Consider the following 23,950-nt stretch of genomic DNA (forward strand, 5'->3'; position numbering starts at 1 on the left):
GCGCCCACACCTTCTTCTCGGCCATCTGCATCGCTGCCTCAGTGGCCTTCTACCTCAATTAACGAGTCCTGAGCCTAGGTCGTTTAGCCGAATACATCCTCTTGAGAATCCATAGTAATCTGCATTGTGGATGACTGACTTCCCTGCAAGTAGTGAAGATCTCTGACATGCGCCTATGTCTGCGTTCAATGTGGTGCCGACTTGTCTCGGGAGCGAGAGAAGAGCGCGGGGTGAGCGCAATCGAATTCGCTTTCGTAGCCCCGGCGCTCATCCTCATCTTCGGTGCAATCACGGAAGGGAGCCTTCTCTTCTACACCTGGGGCAATATGGAGCATATCGGTCGCCAGGCAGCCCGCGCCGCAGCCATCGGCGAGTTTACCCGCGAAGAGGCCGAGAACTTCATCATAAGCCGGATGGCCGAGTCGATCGGTTCTCCTGCCGTCACGGCAGCCGTGACGTTCGAGTCCGGAGCGAACCCTATCGACAATGAGGTCATCGTCGACGTTGTCGTTCCGGCCACGGAGCTATCCAAGTTCCAGCCCTTCGGCTTGTTTCGTCTCGTCACTCTCTCCACCAAGGTCACCATGCATCGGGAGGTAAGCTCATGAGGGGCTTCCGCAGACTAGGACGCGCATTCAAGAAGAACGAAAGCGGCGCGGCCGCGATCCTCGTCGGGCCGGCATTGATCTCGTTGCTGGGCATCACCGCCGTTTCCGTCGATACGATGAGTGCCTTTACGGCAAAGGAGCAGTTGCTGACGACGGCCCAGGCAGCCGCGGCAGCCGCGGCCAGTGCCATGCCGGACAAGGACAGGGCCATCCAGGCAGCCTTGACCTATGCAGAGGAGAACCTCAAAGGAGCGCCATCCGGCACGGTCGTCACCTCCGAAGACATCCAATTCGGCCATTGGGACAAGCAGACACAGACATTCACGCCAGGAACCTACTGGCAAACTGCCAATGCGATCCGGGTGACGGCCAGCCGCACGACCTCGAAAGGCAATGCCGTGCCGACCATCTTCGGCCGCGTCATCGGCGTAGACACGCTAGGCGACCTTGCAGTAACTGCCACGGCAACGAAGTTCGACGCGCTGCCCTGCATCAATGCCCTGGCCGAAACCGGCGTGGGACTGCAGATCGGCGCGGACGCCAAGATCGAGATGGGCGAATGCCCGGTTCACGTTCAGTCGGCGTCCAGCAATGGTCTGACAACCGATTCCGACTCGCAGATCACGGCCGCCGAGGTTTGCCTCAACGGCGGCTACGTCCAGAAGAGCAACAGCGCGATCAACCCGATGCCCGGTGCCGGCTGCAAAACCGTCCTGCCGGACCCGTTCGCCGACCTTCCGCCCCCACCTACTTCTGGGGATGAGTGCCTGTTCACCAACAAGCCTCCTATCAACGGCGAAGTCCTGGACCTGATTCAGAATGCCGTCTATTGCGGCGGGCTCCACATCGGTGCCGGTTCCGTCGTCACCCTCCCACCCGGTGTCTATACCATGAGAGGCGGCAAGCTAACCGTCGAAGACGGCGCGACACTGAAGGGCGACGGGGTGACCATCTACTTGACGGGTACCGATGCGGTGCTGGACTTCAAGAACGGGGCCAATATCGACCTGAAAGCCCCATCCGAGAGTTCGCATGCCGGCATCCTGTTCTTCCAGGATCGCAATTATGGCGGTCTGCACCGGATTGGCTCGCATGTAAACGCATCGCTCAATGGGGCCGTTTACCTGCCTGAGGGGACGCTCAACATCAGCGGCAACAGCTCCCTGAGCGCAGCGCCATCCTGCCTCATGATCGTGGCCAGCCGGATCAACATCGATGCAGACCCCAGCCTCGTATCGAACAGCAGCGTGACGGGCCCGGACGCATCCCTATGTCCCCTGCCGCCCCATACGGTACGCTCCCGCATCGTCATGTAGGATTAAGACTGCTGCAACGACTTTTGCCTGAGGAGCTCCAGCGCTCCTCAGCGAACCGAGGCGCAAAAGATCGGACGTGCATGGAGTTGCGCGTCCGATCTTTTCTTTTGCCCGTCAGAGCCTCCGGTCTCAGGCTTCATTCGAGTGTCTGATCTCGGATCGTGCCAACACGGGCCGGAGCGGATGGAACAATCCGTCACACAGAGACGAGACGTTTCATCCCGGCGATTCGCTCGCGAACCTGCAGGGTCTCGCAGCATACCTTTTCCAGAGGGACGGCTATATCGCCGCCGCCGAGGCAGGCTTGCTCGAGAGATGCGCAAAGATCGGCGAGTTCGGGAAATCCCAGGAGGGCCGCTTGCGAGATGACCGCGTGTGCTTCCTTGGCGACCTGATCGCGCTCCAGAGCGTCGGCATCAGGGCCGGCAAAGGAGCTCCTGAGCTGGCGATCCAACCTGTCCAGCCATTGGCCGGCCCTCTCATCGCCGAACATGGCCCTGAACTCCTCGAAGCCACCCTGATCGCAATGCGATCTCGACCTGTTCTTGGCGTCCTGCGCAGGAACAGCCCTTCCCTGCATAGGCCGCCATTCACTCAGCTTCGCAAGGAGATCGGCGCGTCGGATCGGCTTGCCGATATGGTCGTCGAAGCCGGCCTTCCGCAAGCCTCTCACCTGCTGCGGCAGAACATTGGCCGTCGTGGCGACGATGAACACCCGGCGTGCAGGAGACTTCAACGCGCGGATCTCACGCATGGCCGTGATACCGTCCATGCCGGGCATCTGGATATCCATGAGGACAACGTCATAAACTTTTGCCTGCACGGCCGCCACGGCCTCGGCTCCGCTGGACACGACGTCGACGTCATGACCCGCCTCGTTGAGGAGCGTGCGCACGAGTTCCTGATTGATCTCGATATCCTCGGCGAGCAGGATCCGCGAAGGAGCCACGATTGGGAGAGCATCCGCCCGGGACGGTCGAATGGAGGGAGCATCGGCCTGCGGCATGGCAATCTCGATCCAGAAGACCGAGCCCTTGCCTTCGTGGCTTTCCACCCCGATTTGTCCTCCCATAAGCTCGACGAGATGCCTGGAGATGGCAAGTCCCAAGCCGGTTCCGCCGAACTCTCGCCGAATTGACGGATCGACCTGCGAGAACCTTTTGAATAGCCGGCCCTGCTTTTCCAGGGGGATACCGATTCCCGTATCGATGACCGAGATGCGCACCACCTCGCCTGCCTCGGAACGCCCCTTATGCTCGACGCGAGCCGTGATGTGCCCCTCTCGCGTGAACTTGACGGCATTGTTGAGAAGATTGAGCAGGATCTGGCGCAGGCGCGCCTCGTCTCCCAGCAGGATCGCCGGAAGATTTCGATCCATGTCGATCTGGATGGGAACGCCTTTGGTTTCTGCGCCGCTGCTCACGATTGAGACGGTGTTGTCGACGAGCGATACGATCGAAAAGGGTTCAAGCTGCAGCTTGATCTGACCCGCCTCGATGCTGGAGAAATCCAGCACGTCGTTCGCCACCGTCAGCAGCGCGGAGGCGGAGACTTGGATCAGCTCGGCATAGCGATGCTGTCGCGGAGGAAGCGTTTCCTCAAGCAGCCGCTCGGTATAGCCGATGATGCCGTTCAGCGGCGTCCTGATCTCATGGCTCATGGACGCCAGAAAGTCCGTCTTCGCCTGGTTCGCAGTATTGGCGCGGCTCAGCGCCTCTTCGGCCATTTTTCTGGCTGCCCTTAGCTCGTTCTCCCGCTCGGCGACAGCATCCGCCATCCGGTTGAGGGCACGAGCGAGGATCCTGACCTCGCCGGCACCGCGGCGCGGAGCGCGAGATCCGAAATCCCCATACTCGAACGCCTCTGCCGTGTGGACCAGACCGCGCAGGGGGCGAAAGAAGAAGCTTTCTGCACCGAGCATGCCGAGAAGGAGCGAACCGCCGACGACAAGCGTGATCAGCACCAACCGGTAGCGGAGTGCCACTTCTATCGGGGTGACCACGGAATCCCGGTGGATTCCCATGGCCAGCACAGCCCCTGTGCCGGGCAGCTCCCGAAAGGCGAACAGGCGCGGCGTTCCGGCCAGATCGGGATATTCCGAGGCTTCACGCGGGGCCTGCATGGCCTTCTGGATGACCGGAATCTCCGTCAGCGTGGCTCCGATCAAGCTGTCCAGAGGCGGATGGTGGGCCACGAGCGTTCCCTTGCGATCGACGATGAACATCGTGACATCAAGATCAGGGTCGACCTGGATGTGGGATCGTTCTTCGAAGACGCCCGGGTTGATCTCTGCCGACACGGTACCGATGATGCGTCCGTCCTGCATGACCGGAGCGGCTGCCGTCATGCGGAGCGCGCCGGTGCTCGGCTCGACCACGAGGTCGCTGAGGGCGAAGCCGTTTCCCTGCTGCACGACGCCTTGCAGGAACTCGCGTCCGTCGAAGCTCTCGGCGCCTCCCATACGGTCGCTGCAGATCTCGTTTCCTGCTGCGTCAGAGTAGCGAAGCCCCGTGACCCAGCGGTGCAGCCTCATGTAGCGGCTCAGGAACATGCGGCATTCTGCCCCCGCCGAGCGGACTTCCTCGGCATCCGCCAGAAAATGCAGGATGGCCTTTGCCTCGTCCAGCACATGGTCCTGGCTTTCGACGGCATAGGAAATGAGCAGTTCTGCACGCTTGCGGGTGGCTTCGACAGCCATGGCGCGCTCCTCGCCCGCGAGCTGCACCAATGCGCCGATCAGAGGTGCGAGAACTGCGATGCCGATAAGGATGAAGCGCCAGAACAGGCTACTGTGATGCAGCCGGCGAAGCTTAGTGTCTCGGCGCATCGGGACCGTCGTATGGTGAGAGGCACTCGATGGCAGCGGCAGGATGCAAGGCGTCCCCTCTCAACCCGCCAGCCGATCAGAGATGCTGTCGGCTGAGATGAGGACGAGCGCCCGCAACGGCCGCAGCCGCACGGTTGTTGACGCCGAAGTAGCGGAAGATCGCAGCCATGTGAATCTTGACCGTGCCCTCGCCGAGGCCGAGAGCCAGCGCAATTTCCTTGTTGGTCTTGCCTTGAACCAGGAGGTCGAGGACGTCCTGCTGGCGCGGAGTCAACTGGCCCAGCATGTCCCCCTGCTCGAAGGAAGGAGCAACGTCCTTCATCTTTTCGGCAAGATCGGACGAGAAATCCGCCAGCGAAGGCGGCACATAGATGCCTCCGTTGAACACCGCCTCGAGAGCTGTCGTGAGCTCCGAGATGCTGAGGCTTTTCAACATGTAGCCATGAACTCCGGCCTCGAGCGCCAGAAGCATGTCGCGCCGGGAGCTCGACCCGGAAACAACGGCCACCTGTGTCTGCGGAAAGCACTCACGCACCGCCCGAAGGCTCGTCGGGCTTCGCAAGCCGGGCATGGACAGGTCGAACAAGGCTACTGAAATCTCGGTTTCCTCGCTCAAGCGCTCCAAGGCCTCGTCGAGCGACCCCACTTCAATGACGTCAGAGAAACCGAACCTGCGCGTGAGGATCGCCCCCAAGGCCATACGAAAGTATGCATCGTCATCAGCGATGAGCCCAATACGCCCCGACACGCCACCCTCCTCACTACAAACGAAACGCCGCCAGTTTTTGGCTATTCTTCAGCACTTCGCTCTATGTGCATTCTTTCCAAGAACACCTGTTCAGGTGCTCCGGACAGGCATCAACTATTCGTTCGTTACCGTCTTATTCATTTTTTTACGAAAGGCTCTTCAATAAGACTTGAGATTTAACTTCAGCATATCAGACAACTCATATTGTATGAAATAAAGTTTCAATGCGTTCAATATACATTGTTGCAATTCGGGTTTGCAAATTCGCATATGAAGCTTCTGTCCTCCACCGGAACAGCACGTTGCGCTCCTGATTTTGCAAGCCCGTCCGAATGGCTCTTCCGAAGTGAAAGACGGTTTGAAGAGGCCTGGATCGCAGGCCCTGCCATCGGCGCGTGCTAGGCAAAGCTCCTGCCCTACGGGATTTACAGGCGGTCCCTGCAGCCCCACATAGTTCCGGAGGGAGATGCAATGGCCGACAAGAAGGACATCACGCGACCGCCCCCAGCCTCCGGCAGTACGAGCTCGATGGTTGATGCCTTTGTGGCAAAGGCAAAGCAGCTCGGATCCGTAGCGGATCGCGGACCTCGGGCGCGGCTCGTCTTCGCGCTCGATGCAACCATGAGCAGACAGCCGACCTGGGATCTCGCCTGTCGGGTCCAGAGTGAGATGTTTTCGGCGGCCGGCGATGCCGGCGGCCTTTCGGTGCAGTTGGTCTACTTCAGAGGCTTCGGCGAGTGCCGCGCCTCTCGCTGGGTCAACGATCCCCGGTCTCTTACCGATCTCATGACGAAGATCGATTGCCGGGGTGGCCAGACCCAGATCGGGCGGGTGCTCCGGCACGTTCGGACAGAGGCGGGCCAGGCTCCGGTGAAAGTGCTCGTCTATGTCGGGGATGCCATGGAGGAGTCGATCGACGATCTCTGTGCTGTTGCCGGCGAACTCGGCCTGCTGGGGATCAAGGCCTTCATGTTCCACGAGGGCCACGATCCCGATGCGGCCCGGGCCTTTCGAGAGATCGCCCGGCTCAGCGGCGGAGCCTATGCGCAGTTCGATGCAGGAGCCCCCCACACCCTGTCGGAACTCCTGCGAGCCGCCGCCGCCTATGCGACCGGCGGCGTCGAGGGCCTCACCCGATTGACCGCAGGCAGCACGCAGGCTCGCGGCCTGCTCACCGATATCACCGGACGCAAGCCGTGATGCTGCTCTACGGCATCGCAGCGGTTGCCGTGCTGTGGTTCTTCCTGAGCAACGTCGCGCATGCGAATCCGGCGGCCCTTGCCAAGTTTATCAAACTCGTCGGCGGCATCGTGGCTCTCGGCATCGCAGGACTGCTCGCCGTGCGAGGGCGGATCGATCTGTCACTGCTCATCGGAGGCGCTGGAGTTTGGCTCCTCGGGTGGAGCCGCCCTGGTTTTCCCGGTCTTGCAGGAGGGTCGCAGCGGTCGTCCGGCAGCAATTCTCGTGTTCGTTCCAAGCTCATCGAGATGACGCTCGATCACGATACCGGGGAGATGGACGGATCCGTCCTCGGCGGTGCCTTCGCAGGGCAGCAGCTCGGTTCCCTCGATGAGGCACGCTTGCGGGATCTGCTGGCTGAGTGTCATGCCGGCGACACGGACGGCGTCCGCCTGATGGAGGCCTATCTCGACCGTCGGTTTCCTCTCTGGCGTGAAGCCGCTCGGAATGAGGAGCAGCCGCGGGCCGACGCTCAATCCTCATCCGGCGCCATGACGCCGGATGAGGCCTACCAGATCCTGGATCTCCAACCGGGCGCCAGCGCCGAGGAGATCCGGCAGGCCCATCGCACTCTCATGAAGAAGCTCCACCCGGACCAAGGCGGCTCCACCTATCTCGCAACCCGCGTGAACCAAGCCAAGGATCTTCTGTTGCGAAGTCATGGCGGGTGACCGGATGAAGCTGGAGGTCACCCTCAGCTCTAAGCCGCCACGACGATGTCGAACCGCCCGTGGAGAGCACCTGGCTCGAGGACTTGCCCAGACGCCAGGGGCACAATCACGCTGCGGCGCGCCTGAGGATCACGGATGCGGCTGAGGACCCCATCCCGCGCGTTGAGGGGCTCGCCTTCGATGTACATCTGCGTGACGAGACGCCCCTGCCCCGGTACGTGCACGGCGAAGTGGATGTGGGGCGTCCGCCCGGGATACGGCACCGGCCGGATCGTGCGGAACCGGTATTGTCCCTGCTCGTCCACCTGGGTGCGGCCATAGCCCTGGAAGGCATGGTCGATGCGCCCCTGCCCGGCTGCACGCGGGTGACGATAGATGCCGTTTGCATCGCATTGCCAGATCTCGACCACGCTGCCGGGCTTCGGCTGCCCGCACGTGTCCAGCACCCGCCCTGATACGTGGATCACCTGCCCCAGCGCCTGAGCCGCCTGCCCTGTGACCCGCACGAGGTCGCTGTCCATGTCGGGCGGGAACTCGATAGGGTAGAATGGCCCCTCCGTCTGTCCTGGTGTCGGAACAAGCTCGGCGGCAAGCAGGCTCTTCGGGACAATGACAGAGGCTGACGTGACGGCCGCCTTGATCAGCAAAGAGCGCCGATCCAGACGGATGAGAGAATGGTCCTTCATGGCGGAACCTCACGCACAGATCACCGCCCGGAAACATAGGCCATCGGCTTCGGCAGGCCAGTTCACTGCAGCTCGCATCGCACGAACGTGATGAGGGAGGTAGCGCCCAGGGGTAGAATCGGACGCTCAAGGCACCGGCGGCAGCTTCACCTCTCGACTGTCTCGATCACGAGCTCGAAGGTGACGCATACAGGATTGTCACCCCGGACGATCTCTCCGGAGGAAATCACGCCGTCCATGTCGACGACGTCAAGAGTAAGCCGTGCCCGCCCCTGCCTGTTCTCATTGTCATAGTGGCCTGCATGGATCAGGACCTCGGTGGCATATGAATCCACGCGCGTTCCATCGACGAAGCGCACGCCGTTCAAGCTGCCGATACCGTAGATGTTTGCTCTTGCTATACCTTGCCGGAAGCAGATGTCCTCAATGGCGAGGCTGATGTCCTGATTGGGGCGAACCTTGGCAAGCAGCACGCGCACACCTGCCTCCGGGGAGCCTGCTCGGGCATGCCGAACCGGCTCGAAGAGGGTGAAGTTCGTCTCCGGGTCGGGCATGGCCTCGAAGGTCGCATCCCTGAAGCCGATGCCCGTCACCACGATGGGTTCCGCGACCGTGGAAAAGGGAGCGAGCATGTGGCCCATCCGCTGTCCCTCGGCCGTGTTCCAGATGCCGTGGCAATGGAGGAAGGTCTTTCCGTCCCGCACACCGACGATGGCGCATGCGCGCGTCACATCCACCGGCCCGGCCGGCTCAAATGTGTCGCTGTACCAGGCGACGTAGCGTGGATCGGACGATGCGGCAGGCATCACATACCGGAACGGTTCGCAGCGGCCGCCCCGAAACTCCACGAAGCCGCCGATGCAGCCGGCCTCCCGCATGCCCGCGGCGACGGCCTCATCAATCGTCAGGCCGGGCGTCAGCACGAAGCGGAGCGGCACCGCCGCGCCGGGCACGGCGGCATGACGATCCGCAGCAGCCGGTCCCGGATGATCGATGCGTCTCATGATCGGCCCTTCTCCCGCGTCCTAATCCGCCCGCATGATCTGGTTCGGGTCGGCGCGCGAATCCCGCGGACCCCAGCGCCCCGCCTCCACCCGGGTGATGAATTCCGTCAGGAGCTGATTGAACAGCGCCGGCTCCTCAAGGTTCAAGGTATGGCCGGATTTCGGAAGCATGGCGAGGCCGGAGCGCGGCGCCGTCCGCTTGAGGAAGATGCCCGGTTGGATGGAGTGATCGTCCTCGTCGCCGACCACCACGAGCAGCGGAACCTCGAGGGCCGCCAGTTCGGCCTCCAAATCGTAGAGCGACGGCCGCCGCATCTGCACGCCGCGCATGGTGTTGGCGGCGCCCTTGTCGGAATGCTGCGCCATCCGCTCTACGAAGAGCCGCCAGCCTCGAGGGTCCTTCTCCTGGAACTGCACCCGCGAGGCGCTCTCCCCATAGATGGGTGCGAACGCTCGCGCGCCGCGTTCCTCGAAGCCTTGCGCCACCTGGTCGGAATTGCGGCGGAAGAACTCCTGATGCGCCTTCTCGGAGCCGTACCCCGCTCCCGCGATGACCGCGGACCGGATGCGATCGGGATAGCGCAGGGCGGCATGCAGGCAGGCAAAGGCCCCCATCGAGAGGCCGACCAGATGAGCTTTCTCGATCCCGGCCGCGTTCATGACGTCGATGATGTCATCGGTCGCGCGGGCCTGGGAGTACTGCCCCACATCCTCAGGGATATCCGATGGCGGATAGCCGCGGGCGGAGAAGGTCACGCAAAGGTGCCTGCGGGAGAAGTAGCCGACCTGCGGCTCCCAGCTCCAATGGTTGCCGCCGAACTCGTGCACGAAGACGATGGGCGTGCCCGCTCCGGCGGCCTCATAGAAGAGCCGGATGCCGTCGCTCGTGGTCGCGAATGCCATAACCGTCATCCTCAGCGAAATTCGGAGACGGCGCAGCTCTGCCCGCCATCCACCGGCAGGCAGACGCCCGTGATGTACTGTGCATCGTCGGATGCGAGGAAGACCGCCGCGTGGGCTACGTCCCAGGCCGTTCCCATGCGTCCGACCGGGACAGCCGCGTTGCGCGCCGCCACCATGTCTTCGACCGACGCGTACTGCCCCGAGATCTGGCGATAGATCAGCGGCGTGTCGATGAGGCCCGGCATGATGCAGTTGGCGCGGATGCCCTGCCGGGCATATTGCATCGCGAGCGCCACGGTCGCCTGGTTCACCGCCGCCTTGGTGGCGTAATAGGCAAAGTAGGGATATCCCGTCCAGCGGATCGCCGCGAGGGAGGAGATGTTGACGATGGCGCCTCCACCCTGCCGCAGCATGTGCGGGATCACGGCCTTGGCCGTGCGGTAGACGGGTCCGATGTTGAGCTTCAGCGCGGCCTCGAACTGCTCCTCGGTCAGCTCGACGGGGCCGCCCATGTGGGTCACCCCCACATTGTTGTGCAGGATATCGATGCGCCCGAAGGTCTCGATGGCTTGAGCGACCGCTGCCGCGACCGAATCCGTGTCGGTCACATCGGCAGCAACCGCGACGGCCTCGCCGCCTTCCCCGGCAATGATCGATGCCGTCTCCTGCGCCGCCTCCAAGACGAGATCGACACAGGCGATGTGGGCTCCCTCGCGTGCATAGGCAACGGCCGCGGCCTTCCCGTTGCCCCAACCGTCTCCCGAGGATCCAGCCCCGAAAACGATGGCCGTCTTTCCCTTGAGGCGGTCGACCATGAGGCTCTCCAGCGCCTTTATGCGCATTCGACAGAAAGCAGAATGCGACCGGCGGATGTCGCCGGCCGCGAGGATGAGGTCAGCTTGCAGATCAGCTCAGGTTGCCGCCGACCGCCTTCTCGAGGATCGACCAGGCCTCATCGCCGTACTTCTTCTTCCACTCGGCATAGAAGCCGGCCTTGCGCAGCGCCTCGCGGAAGGGCGCCGGATCCGGATCGTTGAACACCATGCCCTTGGCCATGAGGTCGTCCTTGAGACCGGCATTCAGCTTCGCCACGTCGGCACGCTCGGCGACGGCGGCTTGGTTGAGGTTCTTCGCCACGATGGCCCGCAGGTCCTCCGGCAGGCGCTCCCAGGCGCGGCGGTTCGCCAGGAACCAGAACCCGTCCCACATGTGATTGGTCATGGAGACGTTCTTCTGCACCTCGTAGAGCTTTGCGGTCGAGATGATGGCGAGCGGGTTCTCCTGGCCGTCGACGACGCCGGTCTGCAAGGCCGGATATACTTCCGCGAAGTTGATGCTGGCCGGCGCCGAACCGAAGGCCGTGAACATGGAGGTCCAGAGCGGGCTGACCGGGACGCGGATCTTGAAGCCCTTGAGATCCTCGGGCGTCGCGATGGGCTTGCTCGAGCTCGTGATCTGGCGGAAGCCGTTGTCCCAGATCTTGTCCATGACGACGAGATTCGCCTTCTCGATCTGGCCGCGGACATAGGCTCCGAGTTCGCCGTCCATGGCCTTCCAGACGGCATCGTAGTTCGGGAAGGCAAAGCCGATGCCGCTGATGGAGGCGTTCGGCACGAGGGTGGAGAGGATCAGCGGCGACAGGGTGAAGAACTCGACGCCACCCGACCGAACCTGGCTCAGCATATCCGTGTCGGAGCCGAGCTGGTTGTTCGGGAAGATCTGGATCTCGACCCGTCCGCCCGTCTCCTGCTTGATCCGGTCGGCCGCCTCCTTCGCACGCAGGTTCATCGGGTGCGTAACCGGCAGATTGTTGGCATATTTGTAGGTGAATTCGGCCGACTGAGCCCGAGCCCCGAAGCTGCCCACAAGGGCGGCGGAGGCGGTGCCCTGCAGCAGGGTGCGGCGTGAAATGATCATGTTTCTCTCCCTCTTGCTTGTTGTGTCAGGCAACTTGTGGCGAGCCTCCGCATCACAGGAACGCGGTTGACAGCGCCGGGATCGCGGCGATCAGCACGAGGCCGACGAGCAGCGCCCCAATGTAAGGCCAGATGGCCCCCATGGCTTCGTCCGGCGAGACGTTGCCGATCTTGCAGGCGATGTAGAACCCGATGCCGATGGGCGGCGCCATGAGGCCGATATTCATCGCCGTCACGACGACCATGGAATAATGGATGTCGTTGATGCCCAGGTTCTTGGCGATCGGGAACATGAGCGGCGCCATGAGGACGATGGCGGGCAGGCCCTCCAGCACGCAACCGAGGAGTAGGAACACCACGATGGTCACGGCCATGAAGATGATCCAGCCGCCGGGCAGACTGGCCATGAGGGTCGCGAGCTGCTGAGCGAAGCCCGTCTGGGTGAGCGCCCAGGCCATGGCGAGCGCCGTGCCGAGGATCAGCAGGATCGCGCCGGAAAGCGCAGCCGTTTCCACGAGCATGTCGTAGAACTTGCGCAGCCCGATGCCCCCATAGAGAAAGATGCCGATGATGAGGGCGTAGAGAACCGCGATTGTGGAGACCTCGGTGGCCGTCGCGACGCCGCCGCCCACCGCACTCCGGATCAGGAATGGCAGCACCAGCGCCGGCGCCGCAATCAGCATCGTGCGCCATATGGTCCGCAGCGGCGCACGCCGCACGTCGCCAAGGCGCTCCCCGGAAGCCTTGATGCGTGCAAGGGCCGCGAGGACGGCGAGCAGCACCATGGCGATGATGAAGCCGCTCGTGAACAATCCGGCGATGGACACGCCGGCGACCGAACCGAGCACGATCAGCACGATGGAGGGCGGCACCGTGTCGGCCATGGCCGCTCCCGTGGCCAGCAGCGCGATCATCTCCCGGGGCTTGTGGCCGCGCCGCTTCATCTCGGGAAACAGCGCCGGGGCGACGGTGGCCATGTCGGACACCTTGGAGCCGGAAATTCCCGAAACGAGAAAGAGCGAGCCCAGCAGCACATAGGACATGCCGGCCTTCACGTGCCCGAGCAGGGAGGCGAGGAACTCGACGATGGCCTTTCCCATGCCGGTGGCATCGAGAATGCAGCCGAGGAACACGAAGATCGGCACCGACAGCAGGATCAGGCTCGACATGCCCTCGTCCATGCGCCCGATCATGACGAAGATCGGCACGCGCGTGCTGAAGGCCAGGAACGCCAGGGTGCCGATGCCGAAGCAGAATGCGATCGGCACACCCATGACCAGGCACAGGGCAACGACGCCGACGAGGAAGATCAGGATGTTGACATTGCCGAGCCTCAGCAGCGTGGGCGAGAGAAGCCAGAGCACACCCACCAGGGCTGCGACAAGGACCACCGAAGCTGCAAGGTCGCGCAGGCTCGATGTCTTCACCGCATGCGACACGATGAAGCCCAGCATGGCGAAGATGCCGAAAGCGATGGCCGACACCCGGAAGCTGTTGGGGATGTTGAGGGCCGCCGACGTGACGTACCATTCCTCCATCACGTACTCGACGGCCGGCTGCAGTATCACGAGCAGGAATGTCGCGGTTAGGACGAGGCCGAGGGTGTGGATGAACCCCTGCAAACTTCTAGGGAACATTCCGGTGAAGAGCGTCAGCCGGAGATGCTCGTTCCGGTCGATGGCGATAGCCGAGCCCAGCATGGCAAGCCACAGGAACGAGATCGACGCCACCTCGTCGATCCAGATGATCGGGTAGGAGAATACATAGCGGGAGGCAACGCCTGCCAGAAGCAGCACGATGACGACACAGAGAAGCAGAGCCGATACTGCTTCGATCGGGCGGATCAGCAGCGCCCCGACACGGGGCGATGTGGGCTCTTCAACCTTTGACAGCGGGGCAGCGATACCGCTGGCGGCAGGCACGTTGCTCTCCATGCTCAACATGCCACCTGGCGGCGCGCTCTGCTGCTCAGGGATGAGCGGATTCGAGTGTGTCGCGACATCTCACGCTCCTTCCGATGAGCCGGCACGGCCTGCGAGCAAGGTTGAGAGGATTTCATGCCGGCTCCCTCAACAATCATCAGCCTCCTCCCGCATCTTTTGGCAGCAATAATTGTCTTGCTGCAGGTCCATCTTATGGATCTTTGTTTCGCAATGGACGCGAAAAAGATACACATCTTACAGACCATTGCAACACGGACCGAAGCAATTTAGCCTCGGAACAAGGATGTGGCTGGGAATTCCGGTCCATCATGTGGACCGACAATGGATCTGGACCATGGATGATGCCTCCTTGTCGAACGGGGATCTGTCAGGCTCTCAGAGCGTGGACAGGGCTCTGCGCCTGCTGGCACTCGTCGGACGCGAAGCGGAACACGGCGTGCAGCTCAGCGGCATCGTCGAGGAGAGCGGCCTCAACAAGCCAACGGTGCGGCGGCTGCTCCTCGCGCTGATGCGCGCAGGCCTCGTGGAGCAGGAGGCGCGAACACGCCGGTACTTTCTGGGCGAGGAAGCTTATGTGCTCGGCACACTCGCGTCTCGCCGTCATGGCTTGCTCGAGCTTTCGCTCGAGAGCCTGCGCAATCTCTCCGATGCAACGATGGACACGAGTTTTCTGTCCGTGAGGCGCGGCAACTATTCCGTATGTCTGCACCGGGAGGAAGGCACCTATCCCGTGCGCACACACGCCCTGCAGGTTGGAAACCAGCATCCCCTCGGCATCGGCGCTGGCTCCCTCGCCATGCTGTCTTCTCTCGACGATGACGAGGTGGAGACCATCCTCGCGGCGAACAGGAGGGTTCTCGAAACCCAGTACCCCTATTATCCGGCGGAGCAGATCCGGGATGATATCGCCACTGCCCGCCGCCTGGGCTATGCGCTCAATCCCGGCCGCATCGTTGCCGGTTCCTGGGGCCTCGGCCTTGCGATCAGGTTCCCGGACGGGCGCATCGCCGGCGCGCTGAGCCTCGCGGCCATCGACAGCCGCATGAGCGACCGACGGCAGCCGGAGCTCGCCCGCCATCTCAGAAAAGAAGTCGAGAGTGTCGAGAACAAGCTCCGCAACATGTTTATGCCTGCGGGAGCCTGGCCATGACTCCCCACCGCCCCGTCCATTCGGAACGAGTTCCATGAACAGCAGCACTCCCCTGATCTCGCCTGTGACGAAGCGGGTCATGAATCTGTCCCACATCCTGCGCCAGGCAGCACGCCGGCACGGCGAGGATATCGGCTTCGTCTGGGGCGAGCGTACATGGAGCTGGGCAGAGCTTGACCGGCGCGTCGATGCCATGGCGGCGGCGCTTGCCGCAAAAGGGATCCGGAAAGGTGACCGCGTCCTGGTGCAGTCCAAGAACTGCAACCAGATGTTCGAGTCGATGTTCGCCTGCTTCCGCCTCGGCGCCGTCTGGGTGCCGACGAACTTCCGGCAGACCCCGGACGAGGTCGCCTACCTTGCTCAGGCGAGCGGCGCTTCGGCCATGATCTGTCACGGCGACTTTCCCGACCATGCCGAAAGAATTCGTGAAGCCGTCCCGGGCATTCGCTGCCTGATCTCCATCGGGCGCTCGGCCTTTGGCGAAAGCTACGACGATCTCGTCGAGCGCCACAGGGAGCAACCGGCGCCGGAAGCGGCGGTGGAGCACGACGATCCCTGCTGGTTCTTCTTCACCTCGGGAACGACAGGACGCCCCAAGGCCGCCGTTCTGACCCATGGCCAGATGGCGTTCGTGATCACCAACCACCTTTGCGACCTGATGCCGGGCACCACCAATGCCGACGCCTCTCTGGTGGTCGCGCCGCTGTCCCACGGTGCCGGCGTCCATCAGTTGGTGCAGGTCGCGCGGGCCGCCAAGACGGTGCTGCTGTCGAGCGAACGCTTCGACGTCGGCGAAGCGTGGAGCCTGGTCGAAAGGTGGCGCATCACGAGCATGTTCACGGTGCCCACCATCCTGAAGCTGATGACGGAGCACCCCTCGGTCGACGCGCACGATCACTCGTCCCTGCGCTATGTGATCTATGCCGGCGCTCCCATGTATCGGGAGGACCAGAAGCACGCGCTGAAAAAGCTCGGAAAGGTGCTGGTGCAGTATTTCGGGTTGGGCGAGGTCACCGGCAACATCACCGTGCTGCCTGCCGCGCTCCACGACCCGGAGGACGGCCCCGGTGTGAAGGTGGGAACCTGCGGCTACGAGCGCACGGGCATGCAGGTCTCGATCCAGGACGATCAGGGGCGTGAGGTCCCGGCGGGTGTGACGGGCGAGATCTGCGTCTGCGGACCGGCGGTCTTCGCCGGCTACTACAACAACCCGGACGCGAACGCGAAAGCCTTCCGGGACGGCTGGTTCAGAACCGGCGATCTCGGCCATGTCGACGAGGAAGGCTTCCTCTTCATCACCGGGCGCGCCTCGGACATGTACATCTCGGGCGGCTCCAACATCTATCCGCGTGAGATCGAGGAGAAGATCCTGACCCATCCGGCCATTGCCGAGGTCGCCGTGCTGGGTGTGCCCGACAGGACCTGGGGCGAGGCCGGCGTGGCCGTCTGCGCCCTGCGGCCGGATCAGACGCTCAGCGAGGGCGAGCTCCTTGCTTGGCTCGACGGCAGGATCGCGCGCTACAAGCTCCCGAAGCGCGTCTTCTTCTGGGATGCCCTGCCGAAATCGGCCTATGGCAAGATCACCAAGAAGACCATTCGTGAAGAACTGGAGACGAAAGGCTGCCTCCAGCCCACCGATCACGCCGAGGTTTCTGCACAACGACAATGAATGTCGCGATACCGTTTGAACGACGTGCGCCGGTGAGCAGGCAAGGCGAGAGCATCCCTAGAGCAGGAGCGCGATATCCATGCAGCAGACAGTGTTCGTCACAGGCGGGGCCTCGGGCATAGGCTTCGCCATCGCCGAAGCAGTGCTCGATCAGGGCTGGCGCGCCATCATCGCGGACCGTGACGAGCGGAACATCGACCAGAGCCGAAAGGCGCTCGCACGGTCGGATCGTGACGTTCATTTCCTGCAGCTGGATATCGCGGACGAGGCCGCGGTCGTGCAGGCAGTCGAGCGGTGCGAGGCGCAAATCGGCCCGGTCACGGGCCTGGTCAACGCCGCCGGCATCGCCAAGGATGTGGCCGCGCTCGACACCAGCGCCGAGCTGTTCCGCAGGATTCTCGACGTCAACGTCGTGGGGAGCTTTGTGGCCTCCCGCGAGATCGCCAAGCGAATGTGCGAGCGCGGCAGCGGCGCCATCGTCAACATCGCATCGGTGTCCGGCATTCGCGGCAATATCGGCAGGGTAGCCTATGGCGCCTCGAAAGCCGGGGTGATCACGATGACGCAGGTCATGGCCGTGGAGCTTGCAGCTTCGGGGGTGCGCGTCAACGCCATTGCGCCAGGCCCCGTCGACACGCCCCTCGTGCGCGAGATCCACACCGAGGAGATCCGAGCCCAGTGGATCGAAAGAGTTCCTCAGCGGCGATACGGAAAGCCGTCCGAGATTGCCGGCATGGCGGTCTTTCTGCTCGACGACAGGAAAGCAGGCTTCATCACGGGTCAGACGATCTGTATCGACGGTGGCTTCACGGCCGCAGGCCTTTTGGTCAGTGAAGACAAGAATTCTTGATCACTTTAGAGCCCTGGCGGAAGCATGTCGGAGGCCAGGCGGGCCTGGGATGCAAGGCGGATGGGGGCGTTCACAGCCCCATAACCCTTGTAGCTGCGCCGCTCCACGATCTCGAAAAAGAAGCCGCCTCCCATGGTCGTGGTGTAGACCTGGAAGTATTCGGCGGCTCCCTCGCGGTCGTACAGGATGCTGGCTGCCCGCAGCCGCTCCATGTCGTCGGCGGACAGGTCGGCCCTCACCTCAAGGTCGTCGTAGTAGTTCTCGGGGATCGGCAGGAGATCGACCCCGTTCGCCCTGAGCCGTTCGACGGTTGCGAAGATGTCGTCGGTTGCAAGCGCAATGTGCTGCACCCCGGACCCGAACAGCTCGCTCAGGAAGCGCGACGACAAAGTGCGCTGGCTTTGAGAGGCGTTGAGGATCAGACGAAGCGAGCCGTCGGGGGTCTCGATCGCCTGGCTCTGCACCACGCCGCCCGGATCGATGACGGTCTGCACCGGGGTCTTTCGCACATCCAGAAGCGACGCATAGAACAGGAGCCAGGTGAGCATCTCCTCATAATGCATCGATTGGGAAACGTGATCGACGGAGCGCAAGCCGGCTCCGGTGAAGTCTTCCGTGTCGGCAGGCTCGAAATCAACATCCCAATGCCGGTCCAATCCCGTCTTGCGGTCCACGAAATAGAGAATGCTTCCTCCAAGTCCCCGAACCGCCGGGATGTTCATCTCTCCAGGTCCGACCGGCTGCTGGAACGGCTGGTCCAGCAGCGTGACGGCGCGCTCGACGGTGCCTGGCGCATCGTCCACACGCAGAGCCAGGGCGCAGATGGCTGTACCGTGAGTAATGTTGAAGGAATGGGCAAAACCCTCCTTCTCCGCGTTCACCACAATGTTGATGTCACCCTGCCGCCAGCGGGTCACATCCTTCGAGCGATGGATTCCGGCTTTACGGAACCCGAGACCGCCCAGGATCCGCTCGAGGCCGGCGGCACCCCGCTCGTCGACGGCGAACTCGACGAACTCCACGCCGGAGCAATGGGCTTTGGGCGGGAGGGCCTCGACCGCCGGAGAAACATCACCCTTGCGCCGCCGGAGTTCGTCGAGCATGACGATCAGGGAGCGCTGACCGTCGATGGCAACGCTGCGCGCGGAGCCCGCCCGGAAGCGGTCGTTGAAGATTTCGAGGGACAGGTGTCCGTCGAAGCCCGTCGCGTGAAGCGCATCCATGAATGCGTCGACGGGCAGGTCCCCCTGCCCCGGAAAGCAGCGGTAATGCCGGCTCCAGGACAGGTAATCCATGTCGAGCTTCGGCGCGTCGGCCATCTGCACGAGGAAGATCTTGTCCGACGGGATCGACCGGATCGCCGACAGGTCCGTTCCGCGTGCCAGCACGTGAAAGGAATCGAGCACCAGCCCGACCGCCGGATGGTTCGCACGGCGCACGACTTCCCAGGCGTCGCGGTAGTCGTGGATGTGCCGCCCCCAGGACAGGGCCTCGAAGGCCACCCGCATGCCGCGCTTGGCGGCGCGCTCGCCGAGCTCGTGAAAATCCGCCGCCGCACGCTCGATTCCGCCAAGGGAGTCCGGCGAGACATTGCTGCACACCATCAGGAGATCGCAACCGAGCTCTTCCATCACGTCGAACTTGCGCTCGGCCCTGGCGAAGACTTTCGAGCGCTGCGGCTCGGGCATGCCTTCGAAGTCGCGGAAAGGCTGGAGGGTGATGGTCTGAAGGCCCAGGCCTTCGATCATGCGCTGCACCTCGGCGGGCGTACCGTTGAAGGAGAGAAGATCGTTCTCGAAGATCTCCACGCCCTTGAACTGCGCAGCCGCGATGGCTTCGATCTTCTCGGTCAGGCTGCCGCTCAGGCAGACGGTGGCGATGGCCTTGCGCATGCTCGTTGGTCCATTTCCTCTCAGGCTTACGGGAGCGTGCTGCCGGCACGGCTCGCTTCTTCCGCCGTCAGCTGATGGTCCCCGTGGCCAGCGCATGCTCGACGCCGCCGGCGACGTGGCGCGTCAGCACCTCGCAGGCACGCGCCGCATCCCGCGCGAGAGCGGATTCCAGCAGAAGGGCATGCTCGTTGGCGGCGATCTCGCCGCGATAGCTCAAGGCGATCATCTGGTAGCGCAGGTACTTGTCGAAGACCGCGGCGTGGTTGTCGATCAGCATCTTCGATCCGCAGGCGGAGATGAGCGCCTGGTGGAACTGCCAGTCGTACCGCTTCCACTCCTCGGTATGGGACCTGTCGCCATCCGCCATCCGCTCCTCCATCCGGGCCAACCGATGGTGGGCGGCAACGACGCGACCTTCCCATTCCATGTCGCCGGCCCGGAACGACTGCTCGAGCGCGCGGCATTCGAGAAGCTGCCGCAGCGCCGCGATCTCCCTCAGATTCGCTATGGAGACGGGCGCCACCTCAAACCCCTTCTGGCCCTCGGCGACGACGAGCCGCTCGGAGTGAAGGCGATTGAGGATTTCCCGAAGCGTGCTGATGCTGGCGCCGTAATCGGCCTTCAAACGTTCGAGCTTCAGCTTCCTGCCGGGGAGCAGGCGCCCGAACACGATGTCGGAGCGGATCTTCTGGTAGGCGCTCTCGCCGATTGTGGTGGGCTGCGGGATGACGAGGGTGTCGTCGGTCATGCGAGCGCTCCGCTTTCCAGCGTGTAGGTCACGCATCCGTTCACATGCCGGGTGAGCGCCGCGCAGGCCCGGTCGGCATTGCGGGTCAGAGCACAATCCAGCAATTGCCTGTGCTCCTCGGCGGCGATGTCCCCGCGAAAGACCACCGCCACCATCTGATAGCGAAGATACTGGTCGAAGACGCCGCCATACAGATCGAGCAGGGTCTGGGAGCCGCAGGCCTCGATCAGGGCTTGGTGGAACTCCCGATCATAGCGCTTCCAGAGTTCCGTTCCCTCCTGGTCCCCGGCCATCATCCGCCGCTCCATGAAGGCGAGCTTGTGATGGGCCGCCACAACCCGGCTTTCCCACTCCAGGTCGCCGGCGGCAAATGACAGGGGCAGCGCGTAAGTCTCCAGAAGCAGCCGCATGGCTGCGACGTCCTCGAAGCCGGCAGGCGAGACGGGCGCGACCCGGAAGCCGCGCTGCCCCTCCGCGATCACAAGGCCTTCCGATGAGAGGCGGCTGAGGATCTCCCGTAAGGTGCTGACACTCGCCCCGTAATCGCCAGCCAGCCGGTCCAGCCGCAGCCGCGCTCCGGGGGACAAGCGACCGAAGACGATATCGGCCCGGATCCGGTCATAGGCCCGATCCGCGATGGATGTCGCCAGCAGCTCGATGCTCATCGGGCTATCGCCTTTCCTCGCGTCAGCATCAATGAGGCCCTCCCAGGCCCGCTCGCCCCTCCGGCCGAGCCCTGTCTATATGTTGAAAGTCAAAATATCAGATGTTTTGGGGAATGACTATTGATTTTCTGTCTGTCCGAGGGGATAGTCCGTCCAAGACGCAGACCAATGCGCGGCAACTTGTAGGAGAGGAAATCATGGGATTTGACATCAATCGACGCGTCCTGATGGCTGCCGGCGCGGCCCTTCTGGCTTGGAGCGCGGCCGGGCCCGCCACCGCGCAGACCCCGACAAACTTGCGTTTCTCCGCCGTCTTCTCCGAGCAGGATATCCGGGCCGAGATGATGAAGCGCTTCGGCGAGGAGGTGAAAGCCCAGGGCTTCACCCTTCAGCCCTACTATGGCGGCACCCTGTTCAAGCAGGGCACCGAGTTGGTCGCCATGCAGCGCGGCAATCTCGAGATGGGCAACATCGCCCCGCAGGATATCTCCAACCAGATTCCCGAGTGGTCCATCGTCACCTCCGCCTATCTCTTCCGCGATGCCGACCACCTGAAGAAGGTGTTTGCGAGCGACGTTGGCCAGCAGCTCAAGAAGATGGCTTCGGAGAAGCTGGGCATCCACATCCTCGGGCCGACCTATTTCGGCGCCCGGCATGTGGGCCTGAAGCCTGAGAAGAAGATCAATACCCCGGCGGACATGGCAGGGATCAAGCTGCGCATGCCTCCCGGCGAGGCCTGGCAGTTTCTCGGGACAGCAATTGGAGCTAACCCGACCCCCATGGCCTATGCCGAGGTCTATACGGGCCTCCAGACCGGCGCCATCGACGGGCAGGACAATCCGCTGCCGAACGTGCAGAATATGAAGTTCTACGAGGTGATGTCCCAGATTGCCCTCACGTCGCATCTTGTGGGCTTTGATCTCCTGGCCGTGTCCAACAAGGTCTGGAATGCCATGTCGCCGGAAAAGCAGGCCGCCTTCCAGGCCGCTGCCGACAAGGCGATCGAATGGAGCACGCAGGAGCACCTGAAGAAGGAAGCCGAGCTCGCCAGCTTCTTCAAGGAGAAGGGCCTCGACATTTACACGCCCGACCTGAAAGCCTTCCGTGACTTCGCCCAGAAGAAGTACCTGGCCTCCGATCTCGCCAAGAGCTGGCCGGCGGGCATGCTCGACAAGATCAACGCGATGTAGACTCCGCTCTGCGGCCGCCGAGGTCATCGTGCTCCGGCGGCCGCTTTCCTGATACGGCCCAGCGCCTTCTCACAAAGGGGAGCGGCTCTCATGACGTCATCCTTGCGTGCAATCGGCTCCTGGCTGGCACGACGCGCGGAGAACATTGCCGCCGCGATGCTGTGTGCGATGTTCCTGGCCTTCCTCCTGCAGATCGCCTTCCGGTATGTTCTCGGCCTTCCCATCGGCTGGACGCACGAGATCAGCGTCATCCTGTGGATCTGGCTCGTCCTCTGGGGCGCGGCCTTCGTGGTGAGCGAGCGCGAGGAGATCCGCTTCGACATCCTCTACGGCTCGGTCGGGCCCGGCGCGCGCAGGATCATGGGGCTCGTCACCGCCGTGGCGCTGATTACCCTGTATGCGATCTCGTTTCCGGCAGTTCTCGATTACGTCACCTTCATGAAGGTGGAGAAGACCGGCTATCTCAAGATCCGCTTCGACTGGCTGTTCTCGATCTACATCGTCTTCGTCGTAGCCACCATCGCCCGCTACCTCTGGCTGGCCTGGCAGGCCTTGCGCGGTGTGGCGCCGGACGGATCCGATCCCACCAAGGCGAATTCCGGCGTATGAACCTGGCCAGTCCCTTCTCGCTCGCGCTCGTCGCGATCACTGCCCTCGCGTTCCTCGGGCTGCCCATCGGTCACGCGATGATTGCCGGCTCCATCCTGTACCTGCTGCTTGCAGGCCTGGACATGGGAACGGCCGCCGAGCAGCTTCTGAACGGGATGTATTCCAACTACGTCATCCTGTCGGTGCCGCTCTTCATCCTGGCCGCGGAATTCATGAATATCGGCAGCATGACCGACCGCCTCATGACGTTCTGCAATGCGCTCGTCGGCCGCTTTCGCGGCGGTCTCGCCCAGGTCAACATCCTACAGAGCATCATCTTCGCCGGCATGTCCGGCTCGGCCATCGCGGATGCGGCCGGCACCGGGCGCATGATGCAGGCCATGATGACCCGCGACGGCCGCTATACGCCGAGCTACGCGGCCGCCACGACCGCCGTCTCGTCGGTTATCGGACCGATCATTCCGCCATCGATCCCGATGGTGCTCTATGCTCTCGTCTCCGATGCTTCCATCGGCTTCCTGTTTCTCGGCGGCGTCGTTCCGGGCCTGCTGATGGCGCTTAGCCAGATGGTCATCGTGGCCATCACGGCGCGCCGGAGGAACTTCCCCGTCGAAAAGCCCGTCCCCTTACGCAAGCTGCCGCGGATCACCTGGGAGGCCCTTCCCTCGCTCATGATGCCGGTCGTGCTCCTCGGCGGCATCTACAGCGGCGTGATGACGCCAACCGAGGCAGCGGCTGTCGCGGCAGCCTATGCGCTCCTCATTTCGGCTGGTCTTTACCGCAGCGTGAGCTGGCGCGACTTCTACCGATCGCTGGCCATCAGCGCACGCACCAGCACTTCGATCGGCATGCTGATCGCAGGCTCCCTGGTGTTCAATTATGTCGTCACTGTCGAGAACATCCCCGATGAACTGAAGACGCTGCTGGCAGGCTGGGATCTCTCGCCGGTCGGCTTCCTGATCCTTGTGAACGTCCTGCTCCTCCTCCTCGGCTGCGTGCTGGAAGGAACGGCGATCCTGCTCATCATCGTTCCGGTGTTCATCCCCACGGCGCAGGCGCTGGGCATCGATCTGGTGCATTTCGGCGTCGTCGTGGTGATCAACATCATGATCGGGCTGATCACGCCGCCCTATGGGCTGCTGCTGTTCATCATGACGAACATCTCGGGCGCGCCGCTGCGCAGCCTCGTGCGGGACGTGCTGCCGTTCCTGTTCGCGATGCTGGCAGCCCTGGCGATCCTGACCTTCGTGCCCGAAACCGTGCTCTGGCTGCCTCGCCTCTTTGGCTACCAGGGATAAGCCGGCCTCCCGCAGAAA

General features: G+C 63.1%; 21 protein-coding genes. 10 read left to right on the forward strand and 11 right to left on the reverse strand.

Going from position 1 to position 23,950, the window contains the following annotated elements; translation table 11 throughout:
- Positions 1–230: 230 nt before the first annotated feature.
- Together JAO75_RS00005 and JAO75_RS00010 are read left to right on the forward strand one after the other, a co-directional pair.
- Positions 231–608 (forward strand): TadE/TadG family type IV pilus assembly protein, encoded by a 378-nt coding sequence (locus JAO75_RS00005; RefSeq protein ID WP_199045533.1) that lies wholly within the window; start codon positions 231–233, stop codon positions 606–608.
- The gene (locus JAO75_RS00010) at positions 605–1,924 is read left to right on the forward strand and encodes a TadG family pilus assembly protein (RefSeq protein ID WP_199045535.1); all 1,320 of its coding nucleotides are present in this window, start codon (positions 605–607) and stop codon (positions 1,922–1,924) included. Before JAO75_RS00005 ends, JAO75_RS00010 begins: the two co-directional genes overlap by 4 nt.
- 196 nt (positions 1,925–2,120) lie before the next feature.
- Here JAO75_RS00010 and JAO75_RS00015 read toward each other — a convergent pair whose 3' ends face one another.
- Both JAO75_RS00015 and JAO75_RS00020 read right to left on the reverse strand, forming a co-directional pair.
- A complete protein-coding gene (locus JAO75_RS00015) occupies positions 2,121–4,751 on the reverse strand; it encodes a hybrid sensor histidine kinase/response regulator (protein ID WP_199045536.1) in 2,631 nt (876 codons plus the stop codon).
- Between the two features lie 76 nt (positions 4,752–4,827).
- Entirely contained in the window at positions 4,828–5,451 is a 624-nt protein-coding gene (locus JAO75_RS00020; protein WP_199046269.1) for a LuxR C-terminal-related transcriptional regulator, read from the reverse strand.
- Between the two features lie 519 nt (positions 5,452–5,970).
- Here JAO75_RS00020 and JAO75_RS00025 point away from each other — a divergent pair.
- Positions 5,971–6,699: a vWA domain-containing protein gene (locus JAO75_RS00025; RefSeq protein WP_199045538.1), complete on the forward strand. Its 729-nt coding sequence runs from the start codon at positions 5,971–5,973 to the stop codon at positions 6,697–6,699.
- On the forward strand, positions 6,696–7,409 hold the full coding sequence (locus tag JAO75_RS00030; protein ID WP_199045540.1) for a DnaJ domain-containing protein: 714 nt from the start codon (positions 6,696–6,698) through the stop codon (positions 7,407–7,409). Before JAO75_RS00025 ends, JAO75_RS00030 begins: the two co-directional genes overlap by 4 nt.
- Before the next feature lie 29 nt (positions 7,410–7,438).
- On the opposite strand, the gene JAO75_RS00035 is transcribed toward JAO75_RS00030, so the two are convergent.
- The 6 genes from JAO75_RS00035 to JAO75_RS00060 form a co-directional block, all read right to left on the reverse strand.
- Entirely contained in the window at positions 7,439–8,095 is a 657-nt protein-coding gene (locus tag JAO75_RS00035) for a dioxygenase family protein (protein WP_199045542.1), read from the reverse strand.
- 146 nt (positions 8,096–8,241) lie between these two features.
- Complete coding sequence (locus JAO75_RS00040) at positions 8,242–9,099, reverse strand: PPC domain-containing DNA-binding protein (protein WP_199045544.1); 858 nt, start codon at positions 9,097–9,099, stop codon at positions 8,242–8,244.
- A 21-nt stretch (positions 9,100–9,120) separates the two neighbouring features.
- Positions 9,121–10,002 carry an alpha/beta fold hydrolase gene (locus JAO75_RS00045; RefSeq protein ID WP_199045546.1) on the reverse strand — a complete coding sequence of 294 codons (882 nt, stop codon included), beginning with the start codon at positions 10,000–10,002 and terminating at the stop codon, positions 9,121–9,123.
- A gap of 11 nt (positions 10,003–10,013) precedes the next feature.
- Positions 10,014–10,817 carry an SDR family NAD(P)-dependent oxidoreductase gene (locus JAO75_RS00050; protein ID WP_199045548.1) on the reverse strand — a complete coding sequence of 268 codons (804 nt, stop codon included), beginning with the start codon at positions 10,815–10,817 and terminating at the stop codon, positions 10,014–10,016.
- A gap of 91 nt (positions 10,818–10,908) precedes the next feature.
- Complete coding sequence (locus JAO75_RS00055; protein ID WP_199045550.1) at positions 10,909–11,919, reverse strand: TRAP transporter substrate-binding protein; 1,011 nt, start codon at positions 11,917–11,919, stop codon at positions 10,909–10,911.
- A gap of 52 nt (positions 11,920–11,971) precedes the next feature.
- The gene (locus JAO75_RS00060) at positions 11,972–13,852 is read right to left on the reverse strand and encodes a TRAP transporter large permease subunit (RefSeq protein WP_425523132.1); all 1,881 of its coding nucleotides are present in this window, start codon (positions 13,850–13,852) and stop codon (positions 11,972–11,974) included.
- Between the two features lie 343 nt (positions 13,853–14,195).
- On the opposite strand from JAO75_RS00060, the gene JAO75_RS00065 reads away from it, so the two are divergent.
- The 3 genes from JAO75_RS00065 to JAO75_RS00075 all read left to right on the forward strand — a co-directional run bounded on the left by JAO75_RS00065 (position 14,196) and on the right by JAO75_RS00075 (position 17,530).
- A complete protein-coding gene (locus tag JAO75_RS00065) occupies positions 14,196–15,011 on the forward strand; it encodes an IclR family transcriptional regulator (RefSeq protein ID WP_199045554.1) in 816 nt (271 codons plus the stop codon).
- Between the two features lie 34 nt (positions 15,012–15,045).
- Positions 15,046–16,680 (forward strand): acyl-CoA synthetase, encoded by a 1,635-nt coding sequence (locus JAO75_RS00070; RefSeq protein WP_199045556.1) that lies wholly within the window; start codon positions 15,046–15,048, stop codon positions 16,678–16,680.
- Positions 16,681–16,759: 79 nt separating this feature from the next.
- Positions 16,760–17,530: an SDR family NAD(P)-dependent oxidoreductase gene (locus JAO75_RS00075; protein ID WP_210340121.1), complete on the forward strand. Its 771-nt coding sequence runs from the start codon at positions 16,760–16,762 to the stop codon at positions 17,528–17,530.
- Between the two features lie 5 nt (positions 17,531–17,535).
- Here JAO75_RS00075 and JAO75_RS00080 read toward each other — a convergent pair whose 3' ends face one another.
- The 3 genes from JAO75_RS00080 to JAO75_RS00090 all read right to left on the reverse strand — a co-directional run bounded on the left by JAO75_RS00080 (position 17,536) and on the right by JAO75_RS00090 (position 20,835).
- The gene (locus JAO75_RS00080) at positions 17,536–19,422 is read right to left on the reverse strand and encodes a bifunctional sugar phosphate isomerase/epimerase/4-hydroxyphenylpyruvate dioxygenase family protein (protein ID WP_199045558.1); all 1,887 of its coding nucleotides are present in this window, start codon (positions 19,420–19,422) and stop codon (positions 17,536–17,538) included.
- Positions 19,423–19,489: 67 nt separating this feature from the next.
- Positions 19,490–20,170 (reverse strand): GntR family transcriptional regulator, encoded by a 681-nt coding sequence (locus JAO75_RS00085; RefSeq protein WP_199045561.1) that lies wholly within the window; start codon positions 20,168–20,170, stop codon positions 19,490–19,492.
- Positions 20,167–20,835 carry a GntR family transcriptional regulator gene (locus JAO75_RS00090; RefSeq protein WP_199045563.1) on the reverse strand — a complete coding sequence of 223 codons (669 nt, stop codon included), beginning with the start codon at positions 20,833–20,835 and terminating at the stop codon, positions 20,167–20,169. Before JAO75_RS00090 ends, JAO75_RS00085 begins: the two co-directional genes overlap by 4 nt.
- Before the next feature lie 197 nt (positions 20,836–21,032).
- Here JAO75_RS00090 and JAO75_RS00095 point away from each other — a divergent pair, with 197 nt between their 5' ends.
- The 3 genes from JAO75_RS00095 to JAO75_RS00105 all read left to right on the forward strand — a co-directional run bounded on the left by JAO75_RS00095 (position 21,033) and on the right by JAO75_RS00105 (position 23,932).
- Entirely contained in the window at positions 21,033–22,025 is a 993-nt protein-coding gene (locus JAO75_RS00095) for a sialic acid TRAP transporter substrate-binding protein SiaP (RefSeq protein WP_199045565.1), read from the forward strand.
- A gap of 90 nt (positions 22,026–22,115) precedes the next feature.
- Positions 22,116–22,634 (forward strand): TRAP transporter small permease, encoded by a 519-nt coding sequence (locus JAO75_RS00100; protein ID WP_199045567.1) that lies wholly within the window; start codon positions 22,116–22,118, stop codon positions 22,632–22,634.
- Positions 22,631–23,932 (forward strand): TRAP transporter large permease, encoded by a 1,302-nt coding sequence (locus tag JAO75_RS00105; protein ID WP_199045569.1) that lies wholly within the window; start codon positions 22,631–22,633, stop codon positions 23,930–23,932. Before JAO75_RS00100 ends, JAO75_RS00105 begins: the two co-directional genes overlap by 4 nt.
- The last annotated feature ends 18 nt before the right edge of the window (positions 23,933–23,950 follow it).

Origin of the sequence: Microvirga splendida, from assembly GCF_016427565.1 — a bacterium.
Lineage (GTDB): Bacteria > Pseudomonadota > Alphaproteobacteria > Rhizobiales > Beijerinckiaceae > Microvirga > Microvirga splendida.

Excerpts from the sequence above, each read along its gene's own strand:
- JAO75_RS00090 (WP_199045563.1), bottom strand. The coding sequence starts at position 20,835 with ATGAGCATCGAGCTGCTGGCGACATCCATCGCGGATCGGGCCTATGAC.
- JAO75_RS00040 (WP_199045544.1), bottom strand. The coding sequence starts at position 9,099 with ATGAGACGCATCGATCATCCGGGACCGGCTGCTGCGGATCGTCATGCC.
- JAO75_RS00105 (WP_199045569.1), top strand. The coding sequence starts at position 22,631 with ATGAACCTGGCCAGTCCCTTCTCGCTCGCGCTCGTCGCGATCACTGCC.
- JAO75_RS00010 (WP_199045535.1), top strand. The coding sequence starts at position 605 with ATGAGGGGCTTCCGCAGACTAGGACGCGCATTCAAGAAGAACGAAAGC.
- JAO75_RS00080 (WP_199045558.1), bottom strand. The coding sequence starts at position 19,422 with ATGCGCAAGGCCATCGCCACCGTCTGCCTGAGCGGCAGCCTGACCGAG.
- JAO75_RS00045 (WP_199045546.1), bottom strand. The coding sequence starts at position 10,002 with ATGGCATTCGCGACCACGAGCGACGGCATCCGGCTCTTCTATGAGGCC.
- JAO75_RS00075 (WP_210340121.1), top strand. The coding sequence starts at position 16,760 with ATGCAGCAGACAGTGTTCGTCACAGGCGGGGCCTCGGGCATAGGCTTC.
- JAO75_RS00050 (WP_199045548.1), bottom strand. The coding sequence starts at position 10,817 with ATGGTCGACCGCCTCAAGGGAAAGACGGCCATCGTTTTCGGGGCTGGA.
- JAO75_RS00020 (WP_199046269.1), bottom strand. The coding sequence starts at position 5,451 with ATGGCCTTGGGGGCGATCCTCACGCGCAGGTTCGGTTTCTCTGACGTC.
- JAO75_RS00015 (WP_199045536.1), bottom strand. The coding sequence starts at position 4,751 with ATGCGCCGAGACACTAAGCTTCGCCGGCTGCATCACAGTAGCCTGTTC.
- JAO75_RS00060 (WP_425523132.1), bottom strand. The coding sequence starts at position 13,852 with ATGGAGAGCAACGTGCCTGCCGCCAGCGGTATCGCTGCCCCGCTGTCA.
- JAO75_RS00070 (WP_199045556.1), top strand. The coding sequence starts at position 15,046 with ATGAACAGCAGCACTCCCCTGATCTCGCCTGTGACGAAGCGGGTCATG.
- JAO75_RS00035 (WP_199045542.1), bottom strand. The coding sequence starts at position 8,095 with ATGAAGGACCATTCTCTCATCCGTCTGGATCGGCGCTCTTTGCTGATC.
- JAO75_RS00100 (WP_199045567.1), top strand. The coding sequence starts at position 22,116 with ATGACGTCATCCTTGCGTGCAATCGGCTCCTGGCTGGCACGACGCGCG.
- JAO75_RS00065 (WP_199045554.1), top strand. The coding sequence starts at position 14,196 with ATGGATGATGCCTCCTTGTCGAACGGGGATCTGTCAGGCTCTCAGAGC.
- JAO75_RS00055 (WP_199045550.1), bottom strand. The coding sequence starts at position 11,919 with ATGATCATTTCACGCCGCACCCTGCTGCAGGGCACCGCCTCCGCCGCC.
- JAO75_RS00095 (WP_199045565.1), top strand. The coding sequence starts at position 21,033 with ATGGGATTTGACATCAATCGACGCGTCCTGATGGCTGCCGGCGCGGCC.
- JAO75_RS00085 (WP_199045561.1), bottom strand. The coding sequence starts at position 20,170 with ATGACCGACGACACCCTCGTCATCCCGCAGCCCACCACAATCGGCGAG.
- JAO75_RS00025 (WP_199045538.1), top strand. The coding sequence starts at position 5,971 with ATGGCCGACAAGAAGGACATCACGCGACCGCCCCCAGCCTCCGGCAGT.